A 12,890-nucleotide genomic window follows, 5' to 3' on the forward strand; every position below is an offset into this window, starting at 1 on the left:
CGCAAGCGGTCCAGAAACGGAGAGGCGTCCGTGGACAGGCAGGAATCGGTGGACAGGCAGGACGCGAAAGACCGGCGGGCATCGATGGACGGGCAGGAACCGGAAGCGCATCAGGAGCGGCGGAGCGGGGAAGCCGGCCGGCGGGCGCATCTCGTTGCGCTGGCGATCGGCCGCCCCCGCGGGCGGGGGAGCGCCGGCGGCCGGGGTGCGGAGGAAGGGACGCCGGAAGAATCGCTGGAGGAGCTCGCGCGGCTCGTCGAGACGGCGGGCCTGGTCGTCGTCGGACGGGAAGTGGTTCGCCGGGCGCGGCCGGATCCGGCGACGTACCTGGGCGCCGGGAAGGTCGAAGCGCTGGCCGCCCGGGCGCGGGAGGGCGCCTTCGACGTCGTCGTGTTCGACGATCCCCTCACGCCGATGCAGCAGCGGAACCTCGAGCGGCTCCTGGACGTCCTCGTCCTCGATCGGACGGGCGTCATCCTGGACCTTTTTGCCCAGCGGGCCCGGTCCCGGGAAGCGAAGCTTCAGGTCGAGCTGGCGCAGCTCGAGCATCTCCTCCCGCGGGTCACCGGCCGCGGCGTCGAGCTTTCCCGCCTCGCCGGCGGCATCGGCACCCGCGGTCCCGGCGAAACGAAGCTGGAGGTCGACCGGCGGCGCATCCGGGACCGGATGGCGGCGCTCAGGCGGGCCCTGGCGGACGTGCGGGCCCATCGGGCGCGCCTTCGCGGCCGGCGGGAACGAAGCGCCGTCCCCGTCGTCGCGCTCACCGGATACACCAACGCCGGCAAGTCGACGCTTCACCGGGCGCTCGCCGGCTCGGACGTTCTGGCGGAGGATCGGCCGTTTGCCACGCTCGATGCGATCGCCCGCCGGGTCGAGCCGAAGGCCGGCGAGCCGTACCTCCTCGTCGATACCGTCGGCTTCGTCCGAAAGCTTCCCCCCTCCCTCGTGGCGGCGTTCCGTTCGACGCTGGAAGAGGTGGCGGAAGCCGATCTCATTCTGCACGTCGTCGATGCGTCGCATCCGCGCAAGGAGATGCAGATGGCCGTCGTCCGCCGCGTCCTCGAGGAGATCGGGGCGGCGGCGCGGCCGATTCTCACCGTCTACAACAAAATCGACCGGCGGTATCCCGACGGGATGCCGGAGGTTCTGCCGGCCGATCTCTGGGACGGCGTGACCGTCTCCGCCGCCCGGGGATGGAATCTGGACGCCCTCGAAGCGGCGATTCAGGCGGCCCTCTCCGGCCGACGGGAGGTCGTCGAAGCCCTGGTGCCGTATGACCGGGCGCAGTGGGTGGCATGGGCCCACCGAGAGGGCTGGGTCCTCGCCGAGGAAGCCCGTCCCGACGGGATTTTCCTCCGAGTGGAGCTGGAAAAAGGCTTGGCGGCCCGCCTGCGATCGGCGGTCTCGCCGCCGTGACGGAGGCCGCGCAGCATCGAGTTTCACCGGCGAAGGGCAGCGATTTCGGCCGGAGAGGAGAGGCGGCGTTGAAAACGCAGTGGCTGTTGTTCGCGCTGCTCGTCTTTGCGGTGCTCGTGGCTGTTTTTGCGCTTCTTAACGTCGAACCGGTGACGATCCGCTACGGGTTCGGGACGGTTCAGACGTCGCTCGTTCTCGTCATCTTGCTTTCGGCGCTTTTCGGCGGCGTCCTCGTCGGCCTGTACGGCATCATCCGGCAGTACGTCCTCGAGCGGGATCTCCGGGAGGCGCGAAAGGCGCTCGCTTCGCTCGAAGCGGAGCGAGACGCCCTCCAAGAAGAGCTCGGCGCCCTGCGGGCCCGGCTGGAGCAGAAAGAGGCGGCCGAACGGGGAGCGGAAGCGTCTGACGATCCGGAAGGCGCGCTTCCCCGCCAGCCGTAAAGCCCGCCGCTCCGCGGCGCGCATCCGGAGGGGAGGTCGGCGGAAGGGGCGTGACCGGGCGGAGGACGCCGTCGGATCTTCAAAAGGGGACTTTCCGCCGGTCCGGATTCGGTCGAGGGCGTCGCTTGAATCCGCGCCTCCGCCGGTCAGCGGCGATCCGCCCCGGAAAGGCGGGCGAGGTTTTTTTTGATTTCCCGATACAGGCGGAACGGTTTGGTCGTCATCCGGACGGGAACGGTAAGGGCAAAGCGAAGCGCTCCGGTCGATTGCCATTCCGCCTGCAGGCGCTTCGGTTTGCTCCGGAGGCGTTCGAGGAGATCGCGGGAAAGGAGCCACGTCGGGTCGACCGGTTTTCTCAGCGTGGCGCCGCATTCCGTGCACGTGACGCGAAGGAGGATGTCGCCGGCGTATTCGAGGGCGTGGGTCGTTTCCCGACGACACCGGGGGCAGAAAAGCTCGGCGTCCAGCCGCTGAATGTTCATTCCGCCCACCTCCTTCATCCTTCCTCCACCCTATTATACCAGCGCGCCGGAGGCGGGTGTCGAAAAGCCGGGGGATGGTCATGCGCTTTAAGGCGGTGACGGTGTTCGTCAACGACGTCCCGATCGTCGTCAGCCACGACGCCCAGGTGCGCCACGCGCTGATGGCGTACGATCCCGCGCTCTTCCGGCTCGTCCGGGACGGCCGGGCGGAGGTCACCGATGCGGACGGGCATCCGGTCGATCTCTTCGGCGCCGTCGGCGAGGGGTGGCGGTTTTACGTTCGGCTCGCTTCCGACCGGGAACGGCCGCCTGAAGAAGGGCGCTAGAAAGGGCGCGAGGAGAAAACCGGCCGACGAACGGCGGTGGCCGGCGAAGATGGAGCGTTGATCGCCGAAATTGGAAGAAAGGAGCTCGGAAAGAAGAGGCGGGCCATGGCGGCATTTCGACGGGAGACGGATGACATTCGGCGGGAGTCCGGCAGGGGGCCCCGGCCGCCGACGGAAAACCGGGTTTCGGGCTATCTTTCCCTCGGCGCCCGGCAGAAGGCCTCGGACGTCCATCTCGCCGCGGGGGAGCCGCCGGCGATCCGCCTGGACGGGGCGCTTCTCGTCCTTCCGGAGCCTCCCCTGACGGCGGCGGAGCTTTGGGCCTTCATCGAAGAAGCGCTTGACTCAAGCGGGCTTGCCCGGTTGCGGACGGAAGGTTCGATCGACGCGCCTTACGGGATCGAAGGCGTGGCGACCTTTCGGCTGAATATTTTTAAACAAAGGGGGGCGCCGGCCCTCGCCGCCCGCATCATCCCGGATCGGGTGCCGACCGTCGAGGAGCTCGGCCTCCCGGAGGCGGTCCGTTCGCTCGCCCGGCTTGAGGACGGCCTCGTCCTCGTCACGGGGCCGACGGGGAGCGGCAAGTCGACGACGCTGGCGGCGATCATCGAGACGATCAACCGCGAGGCGGCGCGGCACATCATCACGCTGGAAGATCCGATCGAATACGTCTTCGAAAACCACCGCTCCCTCATTCGTCAGCGGGAGATCGGGCGGGACGCGACAAGCTTTGCGGCGGCGCTCCGGGCGGCGCTCCGACAGGATCCGGACGTCATCCTCGTCGGCGAGATGCGGGACCTCGAGACGATCGCGACGGCGCTCACCGCCGCCGAGACGGGGCACTTCGTCCTTTCGACGCTGCACACGAAAAACGCCGCCCAGACGATCGACCGGATCATCGCCGTCTTCCCGGCGGCGCAGCAGAACCAGGTCCGGCAGCAGCTTTCGGCGACGCTCCGGGCCGTCGTCGCCCAGCGCCTTTTGCCGAGGCGGGGTGGCGGGCGGGTGGCCCTCGTGGAAGTCCTCATCAACACGCCGGCGGTGGCCAATCTCATCCGTCAGCAAAAAACGCACCAGATCCCGAGCCTGATGCAGACCGGGACGGCGTACGGGATGCAGACGTTCGAACGGGCGGCCCGGAAGCTGATCGAGGCCGGGGCGGTGGACCCGGCGCACCTCAGGCCGTATCTCGCCCCGGCCGGCGTCGACGAAGTATAAGCCGGGCGCGACGAGCGCGAGCAAAAATCGGCGGGCACGGCATATTCTCCCGACGCCGGACATACGGTAAAGCAACGATGTCCGGAACAGGGGGAAGGCGGATGACGAAGCCGCGTCTTTGGATCGGGAGCAAATCGGACGGACAAGCCCCGACCCGCCGGAAGGGGAAAGAAGCGGACCGCCCGACGCCCGACCGGCCGGGGACGGTCGGGGTGGAGCGGCCGGTGGAACCGGCACGGGAAGGCAGAGCGGAAAGCGGCCGGTCGGAAGGCGCCGGAGCGGCCGGCGAGGCGGCCTACGGCCCGCCGCCGGCCGGGGCGAGGACGGCCGGAGCCGACAAGGCGCCGCGGGCCCCCGGGAAGGCGGCGCCGGCCGGCGGTGAGGCGCGCTCCGGCGGCGGGTCGGGCGACGGCCGTCCGGATCGGTCCGGCGTGCCCTTTAAGACGCAGGTTTACGCCAAGTGGTTCGGCGGCGGGGCGGCCGGTCCGGCGCGCCCGGATGGGCCCCGCCAGGGCGGAATCGCCCCGGAGGAACGGGCGACCGACCGGTCGATGGCGGCGGGGGACGATCCGGTCCGGATGAAAGCGACGTCGGCTGTACCGACGGCCGGCGGATCGGCGTTCCGGAGCGCCGGGGGAGCGCGGGATAGAGCGCCGGGGCCGGACCCGGACGGCCCGGAGGCCCGGGGCGATCGCTTCGTCCGACGGGATCGGTGGACGATGGAAGGACCGGCGGGTCCCGTCCGACGCGGGACGTTCGTCCCCTTTCGGCCGGCCCGCCGGCCCCGCGCCCGCCTTCGGGGGGCGGCCGGCGTCGTTTTGTCCCTCGTCTCGGCCCTCGTCCTCGGGGGGCTCTTCGGGTACGCCCTGCTCTGGTTCGTCTTCGGGGACGGCGGCCCGGTCGCCCGCTCGCCGTCGACCGGGCCCGAGGCTTCGTCGGACGTCCGCTCCGTCGAGCGACCGGAGCGGAGCGGGCTTCCCGGCGCGGAGGCGGCGGACGGCTTTTTGCCGAAGCTCGTTTTTTATGCGGTTCAGGGCGGCGTCTTCCGCGATCGGGCCGGGGCGGCGCCGCTCATCGAGACGGCCAAAACCCGGTCGATTCCGGCGGCGGTCGTCGATGGGGATCCCCTGCGGGTGTTTTTCGGCGTCGCCTACCGGGAAGACGACGCGATGAAGCTGGCCGCCTATTATGCCGGAAAGGGCGTCGACGTCTACGTCCGACCGTACGACTTAACCGGCGGGGCAATGTCCGAAGCCGTCCCCGGGGACGTCCGGAAGCTGATCGGGTCGTTTCTTACGCACGGCCTGTACCTGTTCGACTTAAGCGGCCGCTGGACCGCCGAAGGCTTAAGCACGCCGGTCGAAATCGGCGATCCGGCGTGGCAGGCGTTTCGGGAGACGCACGGCCGTTTCCTCGACGAAGGAAGCCGGCTCAAGGCGCATCTCCCGGCGCCGGCTTCGGCCGACGTGGAGGCGATGACCCAGGCGTTGAATGCGGCGGTGATGGGCCTCGTGGAGTATCTGAAGGCGCCGAGCGACGCCTACCTCCTCGCCAACGAGGAGGCGCGCCTCCGGTATTTTCAGGCGCTCCGGTCGCTTTACGATCACCTCCGGGCCCGCTGATCCGGCCGGAGAAGATCGGCGGGGATCTTCGGCCAACTCTTCGGCGAAAAAAGCGAAAGAAACGGCGGCGTCCAGGACGCCTCAGGGGGCGGTGGGTTGGCCGAAGACCCGCCGCCGTTTGTCTTGGGACGACGGATTTCGATATAATAAACCTGATTGCCCTGCGAAACGGGGGTGTCCCGATGACGGTGCGATCGTCCGGCCTTCCGCCGGTCGTCCTCGCCTCCGGTTCTCCCCGGCGGTCGGCGCTTCTCGCCATGGTCGGCGTGCCCTTTGACGTGCTTCCGGCCGACGTCGACGAAGCCTTTTTGCCGGGCGAGGAAGCGGAGGCGGCCGCCGTCCGCCTGGCCCGGCTCAAAGGGGAGGCGGCCCGCCGGCAGCGCCCCGACGCCCTCGTCCTCGCCTTCGACACGATCGTCGCGCTCGAGGATCGCCTGTTCGGCAAACCGCGGGACGGCAAAGAAGCGGCGGAGATGCTGCGGGCGCTCTCGGGCCGGACGCACCGGGTCGTGACGGGGCTCTATGCGGCCCTGGGCGGGCGGGTCGAGACGGCGGCGGAGGTGGCCCGGGTGACGATGGTGCCGCTTTCGGAGGACGTCATCCGGACGTACGTCGCGACCGGCGAACCGATGGACAAATCCGGCGCCTACGCGGTGCAGGGCCGGGCGGCGCTCTTCGTCGAGCGGATCGACGGGGACTACACGAACGTCGTCGGGTTGCCGCTTTTTGCGCTCCGGGGGCTCGTCCGGCGGCTCGGAATCGACCTCGCCGACTACTGGACGGTTCGGTCGGTGGCCGAGGTCGGGGGGGCGTCGCCTCAGAACGGCTGACCGCGGCCGGTTCGGCGGAGGCGCTTCGGCGTCCATCCGTCGGGTCGCCGGTCACCGGCGGGACCGCCGCAACGGGATTTTGGAACATCGGCCGGAAGGGCGGTGAGGCGGTGGCGGGCGAGGGGCTTCGCATGCGGGAGGTGCCGGAGGAGGCGCGCCCGCGGGAGCGGCTTCTCCGGTACGGGGCGGAGGCGCTTTCGGATGTGGAGCTCGTGGCGATCATGCTGCGCACCGGCGTCCGGGGCGAAAGCGCCCTCCGGCTCGCGGAACGGGTGCTCGCCGCCGCCGGCGGCCTTCGGGAGCTTCTTGGAATGGGCATCGAAGAACTCGCCGCGATCCGCGGTGTCGGGACGACAAAGGCCGTGCAGCTTCTTGCGGCCTTCGAGCTGGGGCGTCGCCTCGCCCGGGAGCTCCCGCGGCCCTACGTCGTCCGTTCCGCCGCCGACGCCGCCCGCCTGCTCATGGACCGGCTCCGGTATCTCGCCCAGGAGCATTTCGTCGTCCTGTTCCTGAATGCCAAATACGAACTGATCGGCGATAAAACGATCTTCATCGGCACGCTGGACGCTTCCCTCGTGCACCCGCGGGAGGTGTTCCGGGAGGCGATCCGGCGGAGCGCCCACAGCATCATTCTCGCCCATAACCATCCGAGCGGGGATCCGACGCCGAGCGCGGAAGACGTCCGCGTCACGGGACGCCTCGTGCAGGCCGGACGCCTCCTCGGCATCGAGGTGCTCGACCACATCATCATCGGCGACGGCGTCTTTCGGAGCCTCCGGGAAGACGGCTGGCCGGTGGAGGCGGAGCGTTTCTGATCGCCTTTTCGTCCGGCGCGACCGGAATCGAGGCGCGACCGGACGCCGTGCGGCGCCGGTTCCGGCGCCGTGCGGCGTCCGAGCGGGTGAGAACCCGGAAGGCGAGCTTGAGCCTGGAAGGAAGGATGAACGCTGATGCTGTTTGCCATCGCCCGGGACATGGCGATCGACCTCGGGACGGCCAACACCCTCGTCTACGTTAAGGGAAAAGGGATCGTCGTCAAGGAGCCGTCGATCGTCGCCGTCAACACGAAGACGGGGACGATCGAGGCCGTCGGCAACGAGGCGAAGCAGATGGTCGGCCGCACCCCGTCCAACATCGTCGTCAAGCGGCCGATGAAAGGCGGCGTCATCGCCGATTTTGAAACGACGCAGATGATGCTTCGCTATTTTATCCAGAAGGCCCAGCGGACCAAGGGGCTCATCAGCCGGCGGCCGAACGTCATGGTCTGCGTCCCGTACGGGGTGACGCCGGTCGAAAAGCGGGCGGTGGAGGAGGCGGCCCGGGAGGCGGGTGCCCGGGAGGCGTGGACGATCGAAGAGCCGTTTGCGGCGGCGATCGGGGCGAACCTTCCGGTGTGGGAGCCGACGGGGAGCATGGTCGTCGATATCGGCGGCGGGACGACGGAGGTGGCGATCATTTCGCTCGGCGGCATCGTGACGAGCCGTTCGGTCCGGACCGCCGGCGACGAGATGGACGAGGCGATCATCCAGCACATCAAACGGCGTCACAACCTCCTCATCGGCGAGCGGACGGCGGAAGATCTGAAACTGGAAATCGGCGCCGCCCGGCCGCCGCGGAAGGAGGCGACGATGAGCATCCGGGGACGGGATCTCATCACGGGGTTGCCGAAGACGATCGAGGTGACGGCGTCCGAAATTGCCGAAGCCCTGGCGGAAGTCGTGGCGACGATTGTCGATGCGGTGAAGACGACCCTGGAACAGAGCCCGCCGGAGCTCGCGGCGGACATCATGGACCGGGGGATCGTCCTCACCGGCGGCGGAGCGCTCCTTCGGGAGCTCGATCAGCGGTTGTCGGAAGAGACCGGGCTCCCGGTCTTTGTCGCGGAAAACCCGCTGGAGTCGGTCGTCATCGGGACCGGGCGGGCGCTTGAAAACCTCGACCTGTACCGGAAGCATTTTTTTGAGCCGAAAAAGGCGGGGAAGCGGTCTTTCTCCGGCTGAAGCGGGAGGGCATGCGTGTGCCGCGCTTGGGCCGCCTGCTGATCGTCTTTTTTTTCGCCGCCGCCCTCCTGGCGGCGTCCCTCGCTTTTACGCCGGTGCCCCGCGGCGCCCTTTCGCTTCCGGAGCGGATGATCAAAGACGTTGCGGGCTTCGGCGCCTGGGCGCTTTCGGCGCCGGCCGGGTGGGTGAAGGGCTGGGCGAAGCGCCTGGCCGATCTGAAGGACACCTATGCGGAAAATGCCGCGCTCAAGCGGTCGCTCGTCTCCTATGCCCGGCTGAAAGCGGACTACGATCTCCTCAAGGCGGAAAACGAACGGCTTCGGGCGCTTCTCGACCTGAAGTCGACGAGCCGGGATTATGCGCTGCTGGCGGCGGAGGTCATCGGCCGGGAAGAAGAGACGTGGATGCGGTCGCTCGTCGTCGGTCGCGGCGAGACGGACGGCGTCCGGCCGAAGGAGGCGGTGCTCGCCTCCGGCGGCGCCCTCGTCGGCGTGGTGGAACGGGTCGGCGCCTTCACGAGCGACGTCCGCCTGATCACCGACCTCGAGGGGGCGCTCAACATCGCGGCGATGACGGTCGGTCCGACCCCCGCTTACGGCGTCATCGACGGCTACGACGCCGAGCGGGGCCTTCTTGCGATGAGCAAGATCCCCCTCGACGTCGACGTCCCGCTGGGGAGCACCGTCGTCACGTCGGGGCTGGGCGGCGTGCTGCCGAAAGGGCTCCTCATCGGCCGGGTCGAACGGGTCGTGCCGGCGGCCGACATGCTCACCCGAACGGCGTACGTCAAACCGGCGGCGGATCTGTATCATCTGGACTGGGTCCTCATCGCCCGGCGGCTCGATCGGGCGGTCGAGACCGGGGGCGGCCGATCGGCGGAAGGGGGCGCCGGGCGGTGAAAGGGGGAGCGACGGCGTTCGTTTTTTTTCTCGCCATCGTCGCCGACCTTGCCATTCCGTCGATCGTCGTCCCGGGCTCGATCCTTGCCGCGTACCCGGTTCAGCCGCGCTTTTTTCTCGCCGCCCTCACGCTGTACGCCGCCTTCCGCGGCTCCAGAGCGGGGGCCGCGGCCGGGGCCCTTGGCGGGGCCGTCATCGACGTCGCCTTTGGCCGGGCGTTCGGTCCGAACGCGCTCTTTTATGCCGCATGGGGGGGAGTGGCGGGCGAGGCGCGGCGGGCCGTATACCGGAACGCCTTTACCCTGTCGGGGATCGGCGCCGTCGGGGCGGTGCTGTATGATGTCTATTTTTTCGGTCTCTTTCGCCTCTTCCGCTGGACCGAAGCGAGTTGGGATACGCTTTTCTTTCATCAGGCGCTCTGGGAGTTCTGGCTGACGGCGGCGGTGGTGGCCCTCGGGTACGGGCCGGCGCGGCGCTGGGAAGCGGCCGGCGGTGGGCCCGACGGCGGCGAGGAGGGGACTTAAGGATGAACGACGTCGTCCGGAAGTTCAACGTGCTGTTTCTCGCCGTCTTTTTCCTGTTTATGCTGCTTCTTTTGCGCCTGACGGAGCTCATGCTCGTCGACGGCCCGCTGTACGCCCGGGCGGCCGAGCACATCAGCGACAAGCGGGTGTCCGTTTCGGGGTCCCGAGGGTGGATCTACGACCGGAACGGTCTGCCGCTCGCGAAGAACGAGACGGTCTTTCGCCTGACGTTTCTCGACGAGGGACTGAGCCGGGAGGACGTCGTGGCGCTGACGGCAAAGCTCGAAGCGGTCTTAAAATCGCTTCCCCGGGACAAAAACCCCGTCTACAACAATCGAGTCGACATCCTCCGGGCGCTCGACGTCGGCTGGCGCTATGAGGCGAAAACCGGCGATGAAGAAAAAGCCCGGGCGGCGATTCAGCGCCTCCGGGAGGGGACGCCGTTTCGGCCGGAGGAGTGGGAGCTGAAGGAGGCGCCGCTTTCCGATCCTCGCTACGTTCCCCGGACGATTCCGGTCGACCTTCCGCCGGAGGTCGTCTTCCGCCTGGAAGAGGAAATCGGGGAGTATCCCGGCGTCCGGATCGAGACGGCGGCCCGGCGGGTGTACGTCTACGGCGATCTCGCGCCGTATGTGATCGGCTACACGCGGCCGGTTCGCTCGACGTCGTCGAAAGAGCGCTACGATGAGCTGCTTTCGCTCGGGTATAAGCCGGAGGACCCCATCGGCGAGGTCGGCGTCGAGGCGGCGTACGAGTCGGTCCTTCGGGGCGTTCCGGGAACGGCGATCGTCCGGTCGAATGCGCTGACGCGGGAGCAGACGCTGACCGTGGAGCGGGAGCCGGCGGCGGCCGACAACGTCGTGCTGACGATCGACGCCCGGTTTCAAAGGACGGTCGAGACGATTCTCGCCGAGGAGATCGGCCGGATCAACGCCACGATCCCGGACCAGAAACGCGATCCGGTCAAAGAGGCCCTTGCCGTCGTCGTCGATCCGTGGAACGGCGATGTGCTGGCGATGGCGAAGGCGCCGGGGTATGACCTGAACTGCTGGAACAACCTCGATCGACCGGAGTGCTATAAGGAAGTTGAGCGGGGATTTTTTAATCCGCTTCTCGACGGCAAGTATCCGCCCGGTTCGACCTTTAAGCCCCTCACGGTCCTCTTCGGCTTGCAGAAAGGGCTCGTCGGCCCGAATGAAAAAATCATGTCGACCGGGACGTATCGCATCGGGACGACCGTCAAACACGACTACAAACCCGGCGGCCACGGTCCCACCGACGGCCTGAAGGCGATTCAGGAGTCGGTCAACACCTACATGTACGAGATCGGCATGCGCCTCTACCGCCGGGTCGGCGGGGTCAAACCCGCGATCGAGACCGTCCGGAGATTTGCCGAACCGTTCGGCCTCGGCACTCCGACGGGGATCGACCTGCCGGGGGAAGGGACGTTTCTTCCGGGCGGCGGGACGGAAGTCGGTCGGATCGCCGACATGATGATCGGCCAGTACGACTTCTACACGCCCCTCGAGATCGCCCAATACGCCGCCACCCTCGCCAACGGCGGCACCCGGATGCGGCTCCACGTCGTCCGCTCGATCAACGAGCCGGTGGAAAACTCCAAAGGGCCCGGCCCGGTTCGCTATCCGATCGAAGGGGAGGTCTTAAACCGCGTCGACGTCGACCCCCGCTGGATCGCGTACGTCCGGGAAGGGATGCGCCGGGTGACGCAACCGGGCGGGACGGCGGCGGCGGCGTTCGCCGGCGCGCCGGTGCCGGTGGCGCTGAAGACCGGGACCGCGCAGCGGGTGCAGGTCACGGTCCCCGGCACGAATCGGGTGCGCTATAAGTACGATACGCTGGCGATCGGCTTCGCTCCGGCGGACCGGCCGGAGATCGCCTTTGCGGTCATCGTCCCGGGGGTCTATTCCTTAAGCGGCAACACGGCGGCGCCGATCGCCCGGCGGATCGTCGACGCCTACTTCGGGGCGGAGCCGCCGGCGCCGCTTGAACCGGTGACCAAAGCGGCGGACCGCGATCGGGCAAAGGAGTAGCCCGTCCGGCGCGGCGGCCGAGGGGCTTTCCGGCGGCGCCGAAACGAAAAAGTGCGCCTTCCGGCGTCGGCCGGCGGGAGGGCGCCGAGGCGCCGGGCGCTCATGGGTGCCGGATGGGGCGCCGAAGCAGGAAAACGGCCGCCGGAAGGCGAATGGGATAGGGGAAAGCGAGGGGTCGATCGTTGGCGGCGCGTGCACCGCGACTGCACATCAAAGGAACCCGCGACGGGCTCGTCTTCTATTTCGATCCAAACGCGTCGGTGGAGGAGCTTCTCGTCGCCCTGGAGGAGCGCCTCACCGAAGGGATCGACCGCCTGGCGGAGCGCGGGGGTCCGACGCCGGTCATCCTTCACTTCGGCACTCGGTTCGTCCCGGAAGAGGTGCTCGCGGCGATCCTGGAGGCGTTCCGGAGCCGTCCGGCCCTGGTCGTCCGGGAGGTCGTCCGGGACGTGTACCGGAAGGACGAGGTGGAACAGATGCTCCGCCGGGCGCGGATGCGGACGGAGGTCGGGATCATCCGCTCCGGCGAGCTGGTGGAGAGCGAGGGGGACATCCTCATCCTCGGCGACGTCAACCCCGGCGGCGTCGTCCGGGCCGGCGGCAACATCTTCGTGTTCGGTCAGCTGGCCGGCGTCGCCCACGCCGGGTGCGGCGGCCGGAGCCGGCTGATCGTCGCCCATGACTTTCGGGCGACGCACCTTTCCATCGGCGGCGTGCACGCCGAAGCGGTGCCGCCGGAGCACTACGGCCGCGGCGCCTTCGTCCGCCTGGAAGGCGAGGCGCTCCGGTTTTACCCGATCGGCGCCCTCCGAACGCTCGACCTCGGGGCGCCGGTGTAGGCCGGGCCGCGGCGGGGTGGGCTTTCGCCCGGCGGCCGGCGTTGGCTTGGACGTCGGCCGGAGGCGACGGATGGAAGCGACGGCCCGGCGGCCGGGATCGGTTGGATGCGTCGGACGGGCGCCGCCCCGCGACGGGCTTTCGGCAAAAGCGGACGCCCGCCCCGGGGGCCGGGATCCGTCTCAGTTGCCGGTGCATGGGGCGTCACGGCGGGCGACTTCCGGCCCGGCCGCCGGGGCGGGGGC

Annotated in this window: 13 protein-coding genes; 12 read left to right on the forward strand and 1 reads right to left on the reverse strand. The window is 68.9% G+C overall.

Annotated features, from left to right (window positions below; all coding sequences use genetic code 11):
- Positions 1-30: 30 nt before the first annotated feature.
- Both hflX and SA87_RS09800 read left to right on the forward strand, forming a co-directional pair.
- A complete protein-coding gene (gene hflX, locus SA87_RS09795) occupies positions 31-1,416 on the forward strand; it encodes a GTPase HflX (RefSeq protein WP_211258070.1) in 1,386 nt (461 codons plus the stop codon).
- Between the two features lie 68 nt (positions 1,417-1,484).
- Positions 1,485-1,856: a LapA family protein gene (locus tag SA87_RS09800; protein WP_066202471.1), complete on the forward strand. Its 372-nt coding sequence runs from the start codon at positions 1,485-1,487 to the stop codon at positions 1,854-1,856.
- Positions 1,857-2,002: 146 nt separating this feature from the next.
- Here the strand turns inward: SA87_RS09800 and SA87_RS09805 are convergent, their stop codons facing one another.
- Positions 2,003-2,338 carry a hypothetical protein gene (locus SA87_RS09805; RefSeq protein WP_066202472.1) on the reverse strand — a complete coding sequence of 112 codons (336 nt, stop codon included), beginning with the start codon at positions 2,336-2,338 and terminating at the stop codon, positions 2,003-2,005.
- A gap of 56 nt (positions 2,339-2,394) precedes the next feature.
- On the opposite strand from SA87_RS09805, the gene SA87_RS09810 reads away from it, so the two are divergent.
- From SA87_RS09810 to SA87_RS09855, 10 genes are all read left to right on the forward strand, one after another.
- On the forward strand, positions 2,395-2,664 hold the full coding sequence (locus tag SA87_RS09810) for a hypothetical protein (protein ID WP_169816954.1): 270 nt from the start codon (positions 2,395-2,397) through the stop codon (positions 2,662-2,664).
- A 105-nt stretch (positions 2,665-2,769) separates the two neighbouring features.
- The gene (locus SA87_RS09815) at positions 2,770-3,882 is read left to right on the forward strand and encodes a type IV pilus twitching motility protein PilT (protein ID WP_082718343.1); all 1,113 of its coding nucleotides are present in this window, start codon (positions 2,770-2,772) and stop codon (positions 3,880-3,882) included.
- 101 nt (positions 3,883-3,983) lie between these two features.
- Positions 3,984-5,504, forward strand: a complete 1,521-nt coding sequence (locus SA87_RS09820) for a hypothetical protein (RefSeq protein ID WP_066202475.1) — start codon at positions 3,984-3,986, stop codon at positions 5,502-5,504.
- A gap of 182 nt (positions 5,505-5,686) precedes the next feature.
- Positions 5,687-6,334 (forward strand): Maf family protein, encoded by a 648-nt coding sequence (locus SA87_RS09825; protein WP_066202477.1) that lies wholly within the window; start codon positions 5,687-5,689, stop codon positions 6,332-6,334.
- A 131-nt stretch (positions 6,335-6,465) separates the two neighbouring features.
- Positions 6,466-7,149, forward strand: coding sequence for a RadC family protein (gene radC / locus SA87_RS09830; RefSeq protein WP_066202611.1), 684 nt, complete (start codon positions 6,466-6,468; stop codon positions 7,147-7,149).
- 135 nt (positions 7,150-7,284) lie between these two features.
- Positions 7,285-8,334, forward strand: a complete 1,050-nt coding sequence (locus SA87_RS09835) for a rod shape-determining protein (protein WP_066202479.1) — start codon at positions 7,285-7,287, stop codon at positions 8,332-8,334.
- Between the two features lie 11 nt (positions 8,335-8,345).
- The gene (gene mreC / locus SA87_RS09840; RefSeq protein WP_066441981.1) at positions 8,346-9,233 is read left to right on the forward strand and encodes a rod shape-determining protein MreC; all 888 of its coding nucleotides are present in this window, start codon (positions 8,346-8,348) and stop codon (positions 9,231-9,233) included.
- On the forward strand, positions 9,230-9,757 hold the full coding sequence (gene mreD / locus SA87_RS09845; RefSeq protein WP_066202483.1) for a rod shape-determining protein MreD: 528 nt from the start codon (positions 9,230-9,232) through the stop codon (positions 9,755-9,757). Before mreC ends, mreD begins: the two co-directional genes overlap by 4 nt.
- A gap of 2 nt (positions 9,758-9,759) precedes the next feature.
- On the forward strand, positions 9,760-11,808 hold the full coding sequence (locus tag SA87_RS09850) for a peptidoglycan D,D-transpeptidase FtsI family protein (protein ID WP_066202485.1): 2,049 nt from the start codon (positions 9,760-9,762) through the stop codon (positions 11,806-11,808).
- 182 nt (positions 11,809-11,990) lie between these two features.
- The gene (locus SA87_RS09855; RefSeq protein WP_066202488.1) at positions 11,991-12,647 is read left to right on the forward strand and encodes a septum site-determining protein MinC; all 657 of its coding nucleotides are present in this window, start codon (positions 11,991-11,993) and stop codon (positions 12,645-12,647) included.
- Positions 12,648-12,890: the final 243 nt, after the last annotated feature.

Source organism: Hydrogenibacillus schlegelii, from assembly GCF_001653195.1.
GTDB classification, from domain to species: domain Bacteria; phylum Bacillota; class Bacilli; order Thermicanales; family DSM-22653; genus Hydrogenibacillus; species Hydrogenibacillus schlegelii.